Raw genomic sequence first — 18,268 nt, forward strand, 5'->3', positions numbered from 1 at the left:
TTCGGGCTATTTGGCACCTAAAATACCAGAAACCTGAACAAAAAGATTGTAGAGGTAGCGCAGGCATTACGCATACAAGCGCAATACTCAATTATACAATGAGTTATCAGGTTTTTTCAGGAGAAGTAAAATATTTCGTATAACAATGGGAGTATTTCAGTGACGTAAGAGCGGACATAAAAAGCCTGCGTGTTTGCAGGCTTTGAGGGGTGATGTGGACGATAGAAGATTCGAACTTCTGACCTCTACAGTGTCAATGTAGCGCTCTAACCAACTGAGCTAATCGTCCTCTTTGAAAGGGTGTAAATATAGGCTTTCATTCGTCATTTGCAAAGGGAATGAAAGCCCTGTATGGAATTTATGCGATTTTCTTCTGTTTTTTGTCGTCCGAAAAATACTCCGGCGCGCCCTTGTTCTCTATGGTCTCTGCCGTAATGAGACATCTATGGGTATTTTTCATCGAAGGGAGCTCGAACATGATATCGATCATGACGTTCTCAAGCACCGAACGCAGGGCCCTGGCTCCGGTACCACGTTCAATGGCAATGGAGACCACCTTGTCAAGCGCCTCTTCGGTAAATTCAAGCTCAACGCCATCCATTTCAAAGAGCTTTTTGTACTGCTTGACAATGGCATTCTTGGGCTCGACAAGAATGTTGCGCAACGCCTTCTCATCCAGCAGGTCGAGCGTTGAGATCACCGGCAGACGGCCGATAAATTCGGGAATCAGGCCATATTCATGCAGATCATCCTGGGTGACGTAGCGGAGAATTTCCGGGTCGTAACCGGTCTGCTTGCTCTTGACCTTGGAGCCAAACCCCATTGAGGACTTCGAGACCCGTTTGGCAATCAGCCGGTCGAGTCCCTCGAACGCACCTCCACAGATAAAGAGGATGTTCCTGGTATTGATATTGATCAACTGCTGTTCAGGATGCTTACGGCCGCCCTTTGGCGGAACACCCACAACAGCCCCTTCGAGAATCTTCAGCAGTGCCTGCTGAACCCCTTCACCCGAAACATCGCGGGTGATGGAAACGTTGGCTGATTTACGGGCTATTTTATCGATTTCGTCCACATAGATAATGCCCCGCTCTGCGCGTTCGAGATTAAAATCCGAAGCATGAAGCAGTCGGGCAAGGATGGTCTCCACATCGTCACCTACATATCCCGCTTCGGTAAGCGAAGTGGCATCAACAATTGAAAACGGCACTTCAAGCATGTTGGCCAGCGTCTGGGCAAGCAGCGTTTTTCCGGTACCGGTCGGCCCGATGAGCAGAATATTGCTTTTCTCGATAACAACCTCATCATCCTCATCATGCATCCACTCCTGTGACTCAATCCTCTTGTAGTGGTTGTATACCGCAACAGAAAGCGATTTTTTGGCGATCTCCTGGCCGACAACATACTTGTCAAGAGAGTCCATGATGGCTTTCGGGCTGACCAGACGGGGCTGGAAGGGCTGCTCCGCCACCCGTTCACTCTGCTGAATGGCACTCAGCTCCTTGCGGAGGATCTCATAGGATGTTTTTATGCAGCGATCGCAGATGAATGCTCTCGGACCGGCAACCATGCTGTTTGCCTCATGCGCACTCCGGCCACAGAATGAACATAAGACTTCACCCTCACCGTTTCCGCCTCTCGGCCTCCCTCTATCCGGTTCTTTTTCTCTGGTCATGGAATAGTTGCGCTGTCAAGAATATTAATAAGGTTGTGCTTTAAAATCCCATTCGGGCCAGACTGTCAAGCACATGCTGAATCGTCATACTCAGTTTGGGATGGTCGGCTTCAAAATGCTCTATGGCTTCATTCATGCGATCCGCCCGGGATTCTGACTCCCTGATTGATCCATTTTCATCAACAAGTTTCCCTATATCCTCCCTGAGATTTGACAGCACGTTCAGTGTTGTCTCATCAACAGAGTCCACCCCTTCAAGTTCACGATGAAGCGTTTCAAGCAGATCCCTGAGTTTTTGCTGTTCCATATCGCTGAGCCGTTAAAACATTTGTTAAATCCAGTAGAGGAATGACACATAACACCGGAAGCCGCCCGATCGTTTACGGCAGGCTTGTGGTTCCCATCAGAAAACGATCACATGCACGCGCAGCAGCCCTTCCTTCATAAATAGCCCAGACTACAAGGCTCTGACCGCGACGGGCATCACCTGCCGCAAAAATCCCCTCCCGATTGGTCAGAAATGTTTTTTCACTGGCCCTGATATTTGTACGCTCATCACGCGCAACCTGCAGCTGCTGGAGCAGGTGCTCTTCAGGTCCGACAAAGCCCATTGCAAGCAGGACCAGCTCGGCGGGAATAATCTGCTCCGTTCCCGAAACCGGCAGCGGTACAAATCGGCCCTCCTGCTTTACCCACTCAACCCGGGATACTTCAACGGCTTTGAGTGCTCCGCCATCTCCGGAGAGAAACTTCTTGGTCATTATTGCATATTTTCTCGGATCCTCACCCTGAACCATTGCAGCCTCCTCCTGTCCGTAATCCACCTTGAAGGTTTTGGGCCACTCCGGCCAGGGATTGTCCGGCTGACGCTCAAGCGGCGGCTTCGGCATGATCTCAAGCTGAATAACACTCTTGCAACCCTGACGCAGAGAGGTGGCAACACAGTCCGTACCCGTATCACCGCCTCCGATAACAACAACATTTTTGCCTGTCGCCGAAAGGGTTGGCGCGCTGCCGTCAAGCACGGATTTGGTGCTTGAACGAAGAAAATCCATGGCAAAATGAATACCGGTACATTCGCGCCCCTCTGCATTCAGATCACGGGGTTTTGTTGCTCCTGTACAGAGTACTACCGAGTCAAACTCTTCAAGCAGCTTGTCAGCAGGATAATCAATACCGACTTCGGTACTCTCCATGAATGCTATACCCTCCGCCTTCATAAGATCAATCCGGCGCTCAACAACCAGCTTCTTGTCGAGCTTCATATTGGGAATTCCGTACATCATAAGGCCTCCGAACCGGTCGTCACGCTCGAAAACCGTAACGCTGTGGCCTGCCTTGTTGAGCTGGTCAGCGCAGGCAAGTCCGGCAGGACCTGATCCGACAACTGCAACCCGTTTACCGGTTCTGTGAGCAATTTTTTTCGGCTCTACCCACCCTTCGGCAAATGCATGCTCTATAATTGAATACTCATGGTTCTTGATGGTTACCGGCGGCTCGATAAGGCCAAGCACACAGGAGCCTTCACAGGGAGCAGGACAGACTCTTCCGGTAAACTCGGGAAAGTTGTTGGTTTTCATCAGCCGGTCATAGGCATCATGCCAGAAACCGTTATAGATATAATCATTCCACTCGGGGATAAGATTATGTATGGGGCATCCTGACGCCATCCCGCTCAGCATGATTCCGGTATGACAGTATGGCGTACCGCAATCCATACAGCGTGCGCCCTGCTTCTGCAGCTCCACGTCCGGCATCTCCTTGTGAAACTCCTGCCAGTCTTTTATTCTCTCCAGAGGCGCCCTGTCGGCAGGCAACGCTCTCTGGTACTCCATAAAACCTTTAACTTTACCCATATCGATAGTTTAAACTTTTCAAGTTCCGCCCTTTTCCAGTGTTAATTGCCTGAAACGCGCGATGGATCATGAATATTTTTTTCAAATGCCGCCATAACCGCCGCATCGCCTGTAATGCCGGCCGCCTCAACCTCTTTCATGGCCTCCATCGCCCGCAGGTAATCATGCGGCATGACTTTGACAAAGCGCTGGCGGCTGGTCTCCCAGTCATCAAGAATCGACTGACCCAGGTCGCTGCCCGTGTACTCGACATGCCTCTCAATCATGCTCTGAAGAGCCGCAAGCTCCATCAAGTCATCAACCGTGGAGAGTCCGACCATCTCATGATTGCAGTTTTCAGCAAAGGTATCGTCAGCATCATAAACATAGGCCAGACCGCCCGACATTCCGGCAGCAAAGTTACGTCCGGTTTTTCCGAGAATAACCACAGCTCCGCCGGTCATATATTCACAGCCATGATCACCGATTGCCTCAACCACAGCATTCAGTCCGCTGTTACGAACGCAGAACCGCTCTCCGGCCATACCCCGGATAAATGCCTCTCCGGAGGTCGCCCCGTAAAAGCCTACATTACCGATAATGATATTCTCTTCCGGAACAAACGTTGATCCTTTTGAAGGATAAACCACAATACGACCGCCCGAGAGACCCTTTCCAACGTAGTCATTGGCGTCGCCTTCAAGCTCAATGGTTATACCGTTGGGGATAAACGCACCAAGACTCTGGCCAGCGGATCCGGTGAATTTCAGGTGAATCGTATCGTCAGGAAGACCCTTTGAGCCATAGGCTTTCGTCACTTCATAACCGACAATGGTGCCCACAACCCTGTTGGTGTTGCGGATTGGCAGCACAGCAGAGACCTTCTCCTTTCTTTTGATCGCCGGTTCGCAAAGCGAGAGCAGGGTGGTCCGGTCAAGACTCTCATCAAGACCGTGCTCCTGATCGATGGTGCAGTATCGGGTTTCATGCTCGCCAATCTCTGCCTGATAGAACATCCTGGACAGATCAATACCCTGTGCTTTCCAGTGATCGACCGTTTTATTCATGCTGAGCAGTTCGGTGCGTCCCACAAGCTCATTAAGGGTGCGTACTCCGAGACGCGACATATACTCCCGTACCCCTTCGGCAAGGAAGCGCATAAAGTTTTCAACATGCTCCGGCTTCCCCTTGAAATGCTTGCGAAGTTCAGGGTTCTGGGTGGCAACACCAACCGGACAGGAGTCATCCTGACAGCAGCGCATCATGATGCATCCCATCACCACAAGCGTTGTTGTGGCAAAACCGAACTCCTCTGCTCCAAGCATGGCGGCAATAACAATATCCCTTGCTGTTTTAAGCTGTCCGTCTGTCTCGACAACAATACGGCTGCGCAGGTTGTTGAGCACCAGGGTCTGGTGTGCCTCGGCCAGGCCAAGCTCCCAGGGCATTCCGGCATGCATAATGGAGGAAACAGGCGAAGCGCCGGTTCCACCATCGTGACCGCTGATGAGCACCACATCGGCATGAGCCTTTGCAACACCTGCAGCAATCGTGCCAACGCCTACCGTTGAAACCAGCTTGACATTGATACGCGCCTCGGGATTGGCATTTTTCAGGTCATGGATAAGCTGGGCAAGATCCTCGATCGAGTAGATATCATGATGGGGTGGCGGAGAGATAAGGCCGACACCGGGGGTTGAGTGACGAACCTTTGCCACCCAGGGATAGACTTTTGAACCGGGAAGCTGGCCGCCCTCTCCGGGCTTTGCTCCCTGGGCCATCTTGATCTGGATCTCATTGGCACTGGCAAGATACTCACTGGTAACACCAAACCTTCCGGAAGCTACCTGCTTGATGGCCGACATTCTTGAGTCGCCATTTGCATCCTTTTTAAAACGCAGAGGATCTTCTCCGCCCTCACCGGTATTGCTTCTTCCTCCCAGCCTGTTCATGGCAATGGCAAGGGTTTCATGAGCCTCCTGACTGATAGAGCCGAAGGACATGGCTCCGGTCTTGAACCTTTTAAGTATGGCTTCAACCGGTTCGACCTCATCAAGCGGCACCGGCTGCTTGCTGAAGCGGATATCCATCAGACTCCGGATTGTGCAAAGATGCTCGCTCTGGTTGTCAATAAGGTTTTCGTATTTTTTAAAGAGCTCATAGTTTCCCGTCCTGCAGGAGTGCTGCAGAACATGGATCGCTTCGGGACTGAACAGGTGATACTCCCCGTTATAACGCCATTTCCGCTCTCCTCCGGCTTCGAGACCACGATCAACCTTGTTGCCGGTTGGCGGAAAAACCGTTTCATGACGGCTGCGAACCTCTTCGGCGACTGTATCAAGCCCGATACCCTCAATTCGGGTAGGTGTACGGGTAAAATAGGCATCAACAAGCTGGGTATTGAGACCAACCGCCTCAAATATCTGGGCGCCACGATAGCTCTGGATAGTGGAGATACCCATTTTAGCCATGGTTTTCACCACGCCCTTGACGGCTGCCTTGACATAGTTTTTGGCCGCAACCTTCTCCTCAAGTTTGATATGGCCCATCGAAACCTCTGAACGAATCGTTTCAAAGGCCATATAGGGGTTGATCGCACCGGCGCCATAACTGACGAGCATGGCAAAATGATGAACGGCTCTCGGTTCGGCTGATTCAAGGACCAGACCGATATTTGTTCTTATACCGGCATTGATCAGAAAGTTGTGCAGACCTGAAACGGCAAGAAGTGCCGGTATCGGTGCGCGGTTCTGTTCAATCTCACCCTTGTCGGAGAGAATAATAATATTGACCCCCTTGCCGGCTGCCTTTTCAGCCTGACGGTAGAGATCCTGCATGGCTACCTCTATACCCTTTCCTCCGCGCTCTACATTGTAAAAAATAGGGAGTGTAATGGCACGGAAACCGGGTTTATCAATACCACGGATCTTTTCGAGAGCCTGATTGGTCAGGATAGGATGCGGCAGCCTTATGCGACGGCAATTAACCTCTGTCGGCTCAAGCAGGTCGCCTTCGGTTCCAAGCATGACCGTCGTCGAGGTGATAAGCTCCTCCCTGAGCGAGTCAATAGGAGGATTGGTCACCTGGGCAAAGAGCTGCTTGAAATAGTCATAGAGCATCTTCGGCTTGTTGGAAAGCGCTGCAAGCGGGGTATCGTTACCCATTGATCCGACAAGCTCCACCCCTTTTTCACTCATCGCCTTTATCTGAAGGGCGATATCCTCCTGGGTATAGCCGAACACCTTCTGACGGGCGGTAAGACTGTACTTCTCTTCATCGGGATTTTTCAACTGGGGATGATCCGGAAGGGCATCAAGATCAATAACATTCCGCTCAATCCACTCGCCATAAGGGTGCTCGGAAGCAATGGTACTCTTGATCTCTTCATCGGAAATAATGCGGCCCTGGGCGGTATCAACAAGGAACATGCGGCCTGGCTGGAGCCGGTCTTTCCTGAGAATACGATCCGGCGCGATATCAAGCACACCGACCTCGGAAGCCATGATAACAAGGTCATCCCTGGTAATATAGTAGCGTGACGGGCGAAGTCCGTTACGATCAAGTACCGCACCGATCTGCACACCGTCGGTAAAGGTTACCGAAGCGGGCCCGTCCCACGGCTCCATAAGGCAGCTGTGGTATTCGTAGAATGCTTTTTTCTCTTCAGACATGCTCTGGTTTCCTGACCATGGTTCAGGAATGAACATCATCGCTGCATGGGCAAGCGAACGGCCTGAAAGCACAAGAAACTCGAATGAATTATCAAGAATGGCAGAGTCGCTGCCGTCCTCAAGAATAACCGGCTTTATATCTTCAAGGGCATCACCAAACACCTGCGACTGCACATTCTTCTCCCGGGCCTTCATCCAGTTGACGTTGCCCTTGAGCGTATTGATTTCGCCGTTATGACTCAGATAGCGGTAAGGATGCGCGCGATCCCAGCTCGGGAAGGTATTGGTACTGAAACGGGAGTGTACCATTGCTATAGCGCTCTCCATGTCGGGGTCGTGCAGCTCGGGATAGAACTCCCCGACCTGTTCGGGAAGCAGCATCCCCTTGTAAACCATCGTGCGGCAGGAGAGACTTGATATATAGAAATAACTGCTGCCGAGAAGCCCTGCGGTATATTTAACCCTTTTGGTAATGCGGCGGCGGATGATATAGAGCTTTCGCTCGAATTCAAGCTCGGTGGTGATATCCTTGCCCCAGCCGACAAAAAGCTGCTTGACCACAGGCTCTTCAGAGCGGGCGGTCGCGCCGAGTGTGTCATTAACGGTCGGGACTTTTCTGAAACCAAGAAACTTCTGCCCTTCAGCCTGTATCATCAAACGACAGATATCTTCTATAGCACGACGCTGCGATATATCCGGAGGAAGAAATACCATCCCCACTCCGTACTGGCTTGCCGCCGGAAGTTCAATATTTTTTTCCGCACAGACCCTGCGCAGAAACTTGTCGGGAACCTGGATAAGAATTCCTGCGCCATCACCGGTATTCTTTTCACACCCGCAGGCTCCGCGATGTTTCAGATTCTCGTTGATTTGCAGTCCCTGCTCTACAATATTATGGGATTTGACCCCCTTGATGTTGGCAACAAATCCAACACCGCAGGCGTCATGCTCAAACTGAGGATCATAGAGCCCCGCTTTTCTTGTAACATTCATATTTTCAGGCACAACTTTTCAAATAGTTTCAAAAAAAAAGGCGATCAACAATTCAGAGTGCAGAATATAAGTTATTTAACAACATATTCCACGATCGCATCACTCCCGGAAAGGCTATGCTTTTGCCTGACCGGCAACTGCCGCTACAGCCTTCTTCAAGGCCTCCTGATCACCGAGATAGTAGCTTTTCAGGGGCTTGAGCTCATCATCAAGTTCGTAGACCAGAGGAATCCCGGTCGGAATATTCAAGCCGACAATATCCTCTTCAGAGATGTGGTCAAGGTATTTGACCAGGGCTCGCAGGGAGTTTCCATGCGCTGCAATGATAACGTTTTTCCCTTTGCGAATTTCAGGTGCAATTGTCTCATGCCACAATGGCAGAAAACGATCAACAGTATCCTTGAGACATTCGCTCAGTGGAATCTGCGCTTCTTCAAGAGCGGCATAACGGGGATCTGATCCAGGATAACGCTCATCACTTTTTTCAAGCACAGGAGGAGGGGTATCATAGCTCCGACGCCATACAAGAACCTGTTCATCACCATACTTCTGGGAGGTCTCCGACTTGTTAAGACCCTGCAGGGCGCCGTAATGCCGTTCGTTGAGCCTCCAGCTTTTGAAGACAGGAATCCACATCAGATCCATCTCATCAAGTACTGTCCAGAGCGTCCTTATGGCACGTTTCAAGACAGAGGTATAGGCAACATCAAAAACAAATCCTGCTTCCCGGAGCAATTTTCCGGCATTGGCCGCCTCTTTTCTTCCCTGTTCGGAAAGATCAATATCATACCAGCCGGTAAAGCGATTTTCACGGTTCCACTGGCTCTCACCATGACGTAACAAGACGAGTTTAATCATATTGCTCTTTCCCCCTTTCAGAATATTTTATTGATGCCGGAAATCCGAGATGCTCACTGTTATGGCCTGCAATTTAATATTCTCCACCTCTTTTCTCAAACTTCATCCTCTCCGGCAAGGAAAGAATAGCAGGGAAGGCGCATGATAGTTACCGGAGAAGGAGTGATTTAGAGAATTGTCAGTAGATTTATAAAACGAAATATGATATCTTAAATAATTTTAATTTTTGCAGCTGTTTGTGGGTTTCGTATTGCCGACCCCCTGACCTCAGGGGCAAAGAGGATCTGTAAATGCTATTTATACCGATAAAAAGACAATGAACGTAGACAATTTCAGATTACAGTTAGGCGGAAAAGAGTATGTGCCAATCATTATCGGTGGCATGGGGGTCAATATTTCCACAACCGAACTTGCGCTTGTGGCTGAGAAACTCGGCGGAATCGGACATATTTCCGATGCCGAAAACGGCTATGTCTGCGACAGGATATTGAAAACTTCATTTGTCAGTCAGAAACGCAAAAAATACGCCGAATTCATCAATAATCCCGACAAATCGGAAGTCCTCTTCGATCTTGAAGAGGTCGCCAAAGCTCAAAAATTATATATCGAACATACGGTCTCGAAAAAAACCGGCAAGGGGGCGATTTTTCTTAATTGCATGGAAAAATTGACCATGAACAACGCCTCCGAGACACTGAAAGTCAGACTTTCGGCTGCCATGGATGCCGGAATTGACGGTTTGACCCTCGCTGCCGGCCTTAATCTCCGCACACTTGATCTGATCCAGGATCATCCCCGGTTCCGGGATGTAAAAATCGGCCTGATCATCTCCTCGGTAAGGGCACTCTCCATTTTCCTGAAACGGGCGGTACGCCTTAACCGACTGCCTGACTATATTATTGTTGAAGGTCCCCTTGCCGGAGGTCACCTCGGCTTTGGACCCGATGACTGGCATACCTTTGATCTCAAGACAATTTTCATTGAAGTACTCGACTTCATGAAAAAAGAGAAGCTGAACATTCCGGTTATCCCGGCAGGAGGGATCTTTACCGGTACCGATGCCGTCGATTACCTCAGGATGGGTGCCGGAGCCGTACAGGTTGCCACACGATTTACCATTACCAAAGAGTCCGGCCTGCCAAATGAGGTGAAACAACACTATCTCAACGCCAGAGAAGAGGATATTGTCATCAATATGGCCTCAACCACAGGCTATCCAATGAGGATGCTCATCAACTCTCCAACCCTTCGCTATGCCATAAAGCCAAATTGCGAGGGACTCGGATACCTGCTTGAAAACGGCGGAAAATGCAGCTATATCGATGCATACTACACCGCTCTTGCAGAAAGAAAGCCCGGCGAACCGATAGTTGTCAAAGAAAAAACCTGCCTCTGCACCGGCATGGCCAACTATGACTGCTGGACCTGCGGGCACACCACCTACCGGCTGAAGGAGACTACAAACCGCCTCGATAATGGCAAGTGGCAGATTCCAAAAGCTGAAGATATTTTTCTCGATTATCAGTTCAGTCGTGACCACGCCATAAGGCTGCCGGAACCGGAACCTTTGGCATAAAGAAGCTGTTGCAAAAAGAGGGCCGCATCCAGTGCGATCACAATTTCCTGCGAAGGCCTGAATAAGAGGAGAACATGCAGCTGCCATGAAAAGAAAAGCCTCATTTTTTTTCTTTACCGTCCTTCTTGCGGTCATACTCCTTCTGGTTGTCTTTTCGGTCAATCAGTTGAGCAGTGCGGCAAAGCTTCTCGATGCGCTCTACCCCAATACGGGAATGCTTTTTCTTCTTTTCAGCGGTGCGCTTCTCGCCACGACGCTGTACAGCGGGGTCCGGCTCTTTTCGCTTCCAATCAAACCCGATCTGCCGGATAATGAAAATTCCAGACAGATGGACGCCTATTCCGGTTATCTGGCAAAACGGATGCCTGTTCACTCAAAGCATCCTGATGCGTCCAGGAAGCTGAAAGACCTTCGATGGGTCCGCACCAATCTCAAATTCCTCGAAGTCGATTCGCTCAACGATATCAAGCAGTTTGCGACCAAAAATTTTTTTGTAGGCGCCCTCGCCCAGAACACCTCTTACGGCACAACGACCACCCTTTTGAATAACATTAAAATGGTCTGGGCCATTTATCTTATTCACAACCGCGAACAGCATCTCAGAGAGTTTATCCTGCTGGTCCGTTCCGTCTATGAGTATCTTCCGCTTGCCGACTTTAAAAAGGAGGAGATACCTGCCCATATCAAACCGATTATCCAGTCCGCGTTCAGCAACACCCTCTCTTCACTGCTGCCTGCGGGCAACCTGCTGACCCCTTTTTTTATGAACCTTTTCCTGGCCGGTGCAACCAACACCTACCTTACCTGTCTTGCAGGAATCATCGCCACCCGTCATTGTCAGGTTATAACTGAAGAAGACGAAAAAGAGGTTATTCAGCAGAGCATGTTTGAGGCGTCATTCATGCTCAAGGAGATCGTCAGGGAGTGTAACCCCCTTTTATCGGTTACCATCAGCAAAGCGGTCAAGCAGGCAGGAATCGAAAGCCTTGACACCGTTCAGCCATCAAGCGGAAGTGGTATAGCCCAGGATATCGTATCCCACCTTGCAAGCTCCCTGAAAAACATTATACGGGAGAATATTTCGCAGGATCATGATGATGATTAGGGTTTTTTACGCAGCTCCCTGAAAAAATCCTGAAGGAGGGTTCGGCACTTGTTCTCCATAATCCCTCCGTAAACTTCCGGTTGATGATTAAGCTGCTGACATCCTGTTATATTCATGACCGTACCCGATGCACCCATTTTCGGGTCATAGGCCCCGAAAACAACTCTCCCCACCTTTGCATTGACAATAGCTCCCGCACACATGGGGCAGGGCTCCATGGTAACGGCCAGAGTACAATCTTCAAGGTACTTGTTTCCTATCGTAGCCATTGCCGAGGTCAGGGCAATCATTTCAGCATGCGCGGTTGCATCACAAAGTGATTCCACCTGATTGTATCCCCTTCCGATAACATGACCGTTACTGTCAACGATCACCGCTCCGACAGGAACCTCCTTCTTTTCAAACGCTTTGATCGCCTCACGGAACGCAAGTTCCATACACCAGGTAAAATCGAGCATACTATTTGTGTAAATATTGATGTGTTGAGCGTTCACAGGTTTTACCGTAAACGTAATTTTCGTTATACTATTGCTCTTTGCGCAATTTTCGATTTCCCTGCATTACTCGTGTGAACTATTGTCCGTAACCCAAGACCTAAAAATATGAACATTCATGAATATCAAGGCAAGGATATCCTGAGAAAATTCGGGGTTGCCGTACCGAAAGGAATTGTTGCCTATTCCCCTGAAGAAGCAAAAACCGCTGCCGAGCAGCTCTTTGAGGAGTTGAATTGTCCGGTGGTTGTTGTAAAAGCACAGATTCATGCAGGCGGCAGAGGTAAAGCCGGAGGAGTCAAACTTGCCAAGTCAGCAGAGGAGGCATTTGACATAGCACAGCAGTTGATCGGACTGACGCTTGTCACCCATCAGACCGGACCCGAGGGAAAAGAGGTCAGAAGGCTGCTTGTTGAAGAGGGTATGAATATTGAAAAGGAGTTTTATGTCGGTATTACCCTTGATCGCTCGACATCGCAAAATGTTCTGATGGTTTCAACCGAGGGTGGTATGGAGATCGAGAAAGTTGCCGAAGAGACCCCGGAAAAACTCCTGAAAATCCAGATTGACCCGCTTTACGGCATGCAGGGATTCCAGGCACGTGAGGCTGCATTTTTCCTTGGACTTGAAGGCGAGCAGTTCCGCAATGCGGTCAACTTTATATCGGCACTCTACAAGGCCTACACCTCGATTGATGCGGCGATTGCTGAAATTAACCCGCTCGTTGTTACCAAAGAGGGCAAGGTACTCGCCCTTGACGCAAAGATCAATTTTGATGATAACGCACTCTACCGTCATAAAGAGTTTATTGAACTGCGCGATATCAGCGAAGAGGATCCGTTTGAAGTTGAAGCTTCAAAATCCAATCTCAACTATGTACGCCTTGACGGCAATGTAGGCTGTATGGTCAACGGCGCAGGCCTTGCCATGGCAACCATGGACATGATCCAGCTTGCCGGTGGAAAACCTGCCAACTTCCTTGATGTAGGTGGTTCGGCAAGCCCCCAGACGGTAGAGGAGGGATTCAAGATCATTCTGAGCGATAAAAATGTCAAAGCAATACTCGTCAATATTTTCGGCGGAATTGTCCGTTGCGACCGTGTAGCGGGTGGCATTATTGAAGCCGCTACAAAAATCGGCCTGCATCTGCCGGTCATTGTGCGCCTTGAGGGCACCAACGCCCCAATAGCCCAGAAAATGCTTGATGACTCGGGACTGAATCTCATTTCAGCCAACGGCCTTCGTGATGCGGCCCAGAAGGTCAACAAGGCACTCTCCATCTCCTGATTCATGAAGAGCGCTCTGTAAGGGAAAAACCATTCACCCCGCACAATCAATCTGCGGGGTGTTTTTATTTCAGCACATCTATGCCGAAACCTCTTTGCAGTTCATGCGGGCTCTGCTCGATAAAAAAATGGCCCTCCTCCGAAAGCCTGCAAAGCTGTGTTTTCATTACCGGATGGCTCGGAGGGCATGAAACAGCCCTTTTCGGGCGCGAAAGAGACCCTCTCGATCCGGAGGAGTCACGCTTCGGAATAACCAGTTCACGCTTTGTAGCCCGGCTCCGGGCAGCTCTTCCCGGCGCCCAATGGTCGGGAATTATAACCCGGTTAGCTGAAAAAGCTTTAAACAGCAAACTTGTTGAAGGTGTGGTAACCCTGCACCGTCATGAAGAGGATTTTTTCCATCCAATACCGGTTCTTGCCGGGTCCGAAAAAGATATTCTGAAGACAAAGGGAAGTATTCCCGTCCTTTCGCCCGTGCTCCGCTCCCTCGAAGAGGCTCACACCAAAGGGCTGAAACGACTCCTCGTTATAGGGGCTGCATGTCATATTCATGCGTTGCGTGACTTTCATCGGCGATTCGACTATCTGCGCAATATGGAAATCTATACCATCGGCATTCCCTGCGTCGATAATGCAAACGAAAAAAAGTGGCCGTGGATTCTTGAAAGAATTTCAAAATCACCGGCAACAGCACGCCATATTGAATTCATGCCGGACTATCGGGTACACGTCAAACATCTCGACGGTCACGTTGAGAAAATCCCTTTTTTCAGCCTGCCGGAAGAGTTGACCAACCCGGAAATCTTTCCGCACTCATGCCTGAGCTGTTTCGATTACCTGAATGGACTTGCTGATATAACGGTGGGATATCTGGCCGCGCCCTTCAAAAAAAGAGACAAGTTACAGTGGGTACTGGTCCGCACCGAAAAAGGAGCTGTGCTTAACAATCTGATCGCTGATGAACTGGAAACCTTTCCGGAATCAGGAGCGTGGGAGTGCTTTAAATTTGTAGCAGCTTCGGCAAAAAGCTCTGCCGAAAGTATGAAGTGCCAAAAAAAAAAGTTCAGCTCAACCCGTAAAATCCCTGTTGCGGCTGGCCACCTGATCTCGGAGATCCTGTTCCGTACAGGACCAAGGGGCATTGGATTCGCACATTTTTCTGTGGACCATCACCTTATAAAACACTACTACTTTGTAAAATTCAACTATCCGCAGCACCTTGAACGGCTGGTTCCCCGCCATGTATACTCCATTCTTGAGGAGTACGGCCTTGAAGCCTGAAACCTGAAAAAAAAAAACAGCGAAGAGAAACAACTTCCCCTCCGCTGTCCAAAGCAACAACCTGCCCGTCCCTGTCATCTCAATCATCACTCATCTTTGCGTTCCTGCATCATCATCATCATGCAACTGACTCAAGAACGTACCTGTTGTTGAAACCATTCCGGAGAGCCAGGTAGCTCCCCTCACAAAGTATGACGCGCTTTGAGGCAGAATCCTGCTCAAAAAAATGTAAAGGAAGCTCAGTCGGAAGAAAAAACTTTTAAACTATACATCCATCCCGGGCAAGTTCTACTCGTAACGGAGCGCTTCGAGAGGCTTGAGTTCCGCAGCTTTGCGGGCGGGCCAGAGACCGAAAAAAATACCGATAAGGGCAGAGAAGACGGTAGCAACCACAACCGAAACAACCGAGGTTTTAACGGCCCATCCGGCAAAAATGGCAAGCATAAAAGAGACCCCGATACCGGCAACTATTCCGATCAAACCTCCGCTGATAGTGAGCCCGACAGACTCTACGAGAAACTGCAGCATGATGTCTCCCTTTCGTGCCCCGATCGCCTTGCGCAACCCGATCTCCCTGGTGCGCTCGGTTACCGAGACCAGCATGATATTCATGATGCCGATACCGCCTACGACAAGCGAAATAGCAGCTATGGAACCGAGCAAAACACTCATGGTCTGGGTCGTACTGCTGAGCATCTTCTGTATCTCGGTCATATCACGGATATTGAAGGAGTCGTCATCGGCCTGAAGCCGGTGCCTTTTCCGGATAAGTTCACTGATCGTACTCTTTGCCTGCTCAATCAGGGTTGGAGAGGTAACTTCAACAAAAATACCGCTAAGATAATCCTTGCCGAGCACCCGGTACATAGCCGTCGTCACCGGAATCAGCACCACATCATCCTCATCCTGCGGACCTGAAAACCCTTTTGCCGGAGCGATCCCTATGACCGTAAAATTAATCCTGTTGATCTTGATGGTTCTGCCTATCGGATTGCTGTTGCCGAACAGCTCCTTGACCACCGTAACGCCGATTATGGCTACCTTGTCACGTTTGCGTATCTCTTCCTCGGCAAACCACCTCCCGATTGCGGGAATCGTCGCGCGCATGGTGCCATAATCAAAACCAACTCCGGTCAGGCTTGAACTCCAGTTTTTGTTACCGTAGACCATTCGTGCGCTGCCGTTGACGACCCCTGTGGCATTTTTTACCAGCGTGTTAAGCTCGGCAATATCTTCCACATCAATGGCGGTAAAACGGGCAACTGCTCCCGCACCCTGGGCAGCGCCGCGAATCTTGGCCGATCCACCCCTTATGGAGAGCATGTTGGAGCCCATCGATTTGAGCTGCTCCTGCATGGCTGCCTTGGCTCCCTCGCCAAGAGCCATCATGGCAATCACTGAGGCTACCCCGACAAATATTCCGAGTACCGAAAGAAATGAGCGCATCTTGTTGGCAAGAATCGCCTGGAAAGCCTGTGCCATAAAACCGATAAAGCGTCCGTCCTGCCATAACGAAACCTTTGCAGGCCCATGGATTTCAAAGCCCGCGAGAGGTTCAGCAGAGCGTGCCGAAGCACTACCCGTCCGCTGTTCATCGGATATGATAACCCCATCTCTCATGGTGATGACCCGCCCGGCATAGTCGGCAATCTCTTTTTCATGGGTCACCATAACAATGGTTTTACCCTCTTCATGAAGTCCTTTGAAGATCTTCATGATCTCGGCCGAGTTTTTCGTGTCAAGATTTCCGGTAGGCTCGTCGGCAAAAATAATCAATGGATCGCGCACCAGCGCCCGTGCAATAGCTACCCGCTGCTGCTCACCGCCGGAGAGCTGATTGGGTGTGTGATCAACTCGCTCGGCAAGACCAACCTGGCGGAGCCGCTCTATGGCCTCCTTGCGGAAATCCCCTTTTATGCCGCTGTAGATGTGCGGCAGGCGCACATTCTCCACAACACTCATGCGCTTGAGCAGGTGAAACTGCTGAAAAACAAACCCGGCAACATTGTTGCGAAGCCCTGACAGCTCATCTTCACTCAGGGTATTGACATTCTGGCCGAGCAGCAGGTAGTCGCCCTTGTCGGGAGTGTCAAGCAGGCCAAGTATCTGCATGAGGGAGGATTTGCCCGACCCTGAAGCGCCCATGATGGCAACAAACTCACCCTGCTCGATGGTCACTGAAACTCCGCGCAGCGCCTGAACGGTACTCTCCCCGATCTGGTAGGTCCGGTGAACTTCGACAAGTTCAAGCAGATGTTTCACGCTCACCTCCGACTCCTTTGCGGGGTAAAGGGATTCCTCCCTCCACTCTTTTTCGGCAGCACAAACGAGGAGTCCGGCAGCAGAACAACAGAGCTGTCCGTAATGCCGGAAAGAATCTCTATTTTGCCGTCATCCAGCAACCCGGTTTTCACCCTGGTATATCGCTGCCCGCCATCCTTGCCTCTTTTTTTCTGCATCACCACCTGACTGCCGTTCCTGCTCTGCACCGCTCTCTGCGGCAACAGCAGCGATCCGGCATGTTCCTGCACAATAATCCTGATGTTGGCGCTCATGCCGGAACGGAACACTTCCGGTATACGATCCGGAATCACATCAACATTGTAGATACTCACATTGTTCTGCAGACGGGACTCATAGTAGATATGCTCAACCACCCCGTTCACCCTGATTTCAGGATAGGCATCCAGGCCGATTACCGCCCTCTGACCTGTTTTTACCCGTCCGATATCGGTTTCATCAACATAGGCTTTGACAATAAGATGATCGGAGAGCACAAACAACGAGTCACTTGTTGTAACGGTCTGTCCTGGATTGACGCTCCGCACAATGACCTGACCATCCATCGGTGCGATAACAGCAGTTTTTTTATAGACATTGTTCCAGTAGCCCTGTTCGCTTTTTCCCTGCAGCCTGGCGGCATCAAGCAGAGCTGCCCTCTCGGTCGAACTGAGCATGGCAAGTACCGTACCTTTGCTGACAAGCTGACCTTCATCAACAAGAACCTCCTCGACTCTTCCGCCGACCGAAGATTTGATTTTAACCCGGTTCTCGGGCTCAACCGCACCGGTAGTCGATACCGATGAACTTATGCTGCCTCGTGCGGGACGGATCTCCTCAAATCGCTGACCGGAATTTTTGGCGCCCCTGAACAGCAGAAACCCGGTGACCCCGGCAACAATAATAACAGCAAGAACCGCTGCAATGATCCTATTTCTCTTCACCATCAACTCCTCCCCCTTTTGCCTGTATCCATTTAGCCTCGGCAATCAGGAGATCTGCCCCGGCATTAAGAAACTCTTTTTTTGCACTCACAAGATTGTTTTCAATAATCACCCACTCGTTGAAGGTCACCAGACCATTCGAGTACTGCGCATTGGCAATAGAGGAGCGCTCCATTGCCGCATCAAGAAACTTCTTGCGTACGGTAACCAGCTGGCGCGCATCCTGAAAGCTCTTCCAGCTCTCTTCAAGGGTGTCGTAAAGCTGCAGAT

13 protein-coding genes and 1 tRNA gene are annotated in these 18,268 nt (G+C 50.2%); 4 read left to right on the plus strand and 10 right to left on the minus strand.

Annotated elements, in window-relative coordinates:
- Positions 1-215 precede the first annotated feature (215 nt).
- From BOO20_RS08935 to gpmA, 6 genes are all read right to left on the minus strand, one after another.
- Positions 216-289 (minus strand) — tRNA-Val (locus BOO20_RS08935).
- Positions 290-358: 69 nt separating this feature from the next.
- Complete coding sequence (clpX, locus tag BOO20_RS08940) at positions 359-1,675, minus strand: ATP-dependent Clp protease ATP-binding subunit ClpX (protein ID WP_076792174.1); 1,317 nt, start codon at positions 1,673-1,675, stop codon at positions 359-361.
- Between the two features lie 40 nt (positions 1,676-1,715).
- Positions 1,716-1,982 (minus strand): DUF4404 family protein, encoded by a 267-nt coding sequence (locus BOO20_RS08945; protein WP_006366226.1) that lies wholly within the window; start codon positions 1,980-1,982, stop codon positions 1,716-1,718.
- Between the two features lie 73 nt (positions 1,983-2,055).
- Positions 2,056-3,531, minus strand: a complete 1,476-nt coding sequence (locus tag BOO20_RS08950; RefSeq protein WP_076792176.1) for a glutamate synthase subunit beta — start codon at positions 3,529-3,531, stop codon at positions 2,056-2,058.
- Positions 3,532-3,572: 41 nt separating this feature from the next.
- The gene (gene gltB / locus BOO20_RS08955; protein WP_076792177.1) at positions 3,573-8,174 is read right to left on the minus strand and encodes a glutamate synthase large subunit; all 4,602 of its coding nucleotides are present in this window, start codon (positions 8,172-8,174) and stop codon (positions 3,573-3,575) included.
- Between the two features lie 114 nt (positions 8,175-8,288).
- Positions 8,289-9,032, minus strand: a complete 744-nt coding sequence (gene gpmA, locus BOO20_RS08960; RefSeq protein ID WP_076792179.1) for a 2,3-diphosphoglycerate-dependent phosphoglycerate mutase — start codon at positions 9,030-9,032, stop codon at positions 8,289-8,291.
- Positions 9,033-9,348: 316 nt separating this feature from the next.
- Here gpmA and BOO20_RS08965 point away from each other — a divergent pair, with 316 nt between their 5' ends.
- The gene (locus BOO20_RS08965) at positions 9,349-10,608 is read left to right on the plus strand and encodes a nitronate monooxygenase (RefSeq protein WP_076792181.1); all 1,260 of its coding nucleotides are present in this window, start codon (positions 9,349-9,351) and stop codon (positions 10,606-10,608) included.
- A gap of 85 nt (positions 10,609-10,693) precedes the next feature.
- On the plus strand, positions 10,694-11,713 hold the full coding sequence (locus BOO20_RS08970; RefSeq protein WP_076792182.1) for a hypothetical protein: 1,020 nt from the start codon (positions 10,694-10,696) through the stop codon (positions 11,711-11,713).
- Here BOO20_RS08970 and BOO20_RS08975 read toward each other — a convergent pair.
- A complete protein-coding gene (locus BOO20_RS08975) occupies positions 11,710-12,171 on the minus strand; it encodes a nucleoside deaminase (RefSeq protein WP_006366231.1) in 462 nt (153 codons plus the stop codon). The genes BOO20_RS08970 and BOO20_RS08975 overlap by 4 nt on opposite strands.
- Positions 12,172-12,315: 144 nt before the next feature.
- On the opposite strand from BOO20_RS08975, the gene sucC reads away from it, so the two are divergent.
- Both sucC and BOO20_RS08985 read left to right on the plus strand, forming a co-directional pair.
- The gene (sucC, locus tag BOO20_RS08980) at positions 12,316-13,494 is read left to right on the plus strand and encodes an ADP-forming succinate--CoA ligase subunit beta (protein WP_076792184.1); all 1,179 of its coding nucleotides are present in this window, start codon (positions 12,316-12,318) and stop codon (positions 13,492-13,494) included.
- A gap of 80 nt (positions 13,495-13,574) precedes the next feature.
- The gene (locus BOO20_RS08985; RefSeq protein WP_076792185.1) at positions 13,575-14,774 is read left to right on the plus strand and encodes a Coenzyme F420 hydrogenase/dehydrogenase, beta subunit C-terminal domain; all 1,200 of its coding nucleotides are present in this window, start codon (positions 13,575-13,577) and stop codon (positions 14,772-14,774) included.
- 288 nt (positions 14,775-15,062) lie between these two features.
- Here BOO20_RS08985 and BOO20_RS08990 read toward each other — a convergent pair whose 3' ends face one another.
- From BOO20_RS08990 to BOO20_RS09000, 3 genes are all read right to left on the minus strand, one after another.
- Positions 15,063-17,036: an ABC transporter permease gene (locus BOO20_RS08990; RefSeq protein ID WP_144277146.1), complete on the minus strand. Its 1,974-nt coding sequence runs from the start codon at positions 17,034-17,036 to the stop codon at positions 15,063-15,065.
- 2 nt (positions 17,037-17,038) lie between these two features.
- Positions 17,039-18,001 carry an efflux RND transporter periplasmic adaptor subunit gene (locus tag BOO20_RS08995; protein ID WP_076792187.1) on the minus strand — a complete coding sequence of 321 codons (963 nt, stop codon included), beginning with the start codon at positions 17,999-18,001 and terminating at the stop codon, positions 17,039-17,041.
- Positions 17,985-18,268: TolC family protein (locus BOO20_RS09000; protein ID WP_144277145.1), on the minus strand; the 284-nt coding region annotated here is incomplete at its 5' end. The genes BOO20_RS08995 and BOO20_RS09000, both read right to left, overlap by 17 nt.

Source organism: Chlorobium sp. KB01 (assembly GCF_001975465.1).
In the GTDB taxonomy this organism is placed as follows: Bacteria; Bacteroidota; Chlorobiia; order Chlorobiales; family Chlorobiaceae; genus Chlorobium.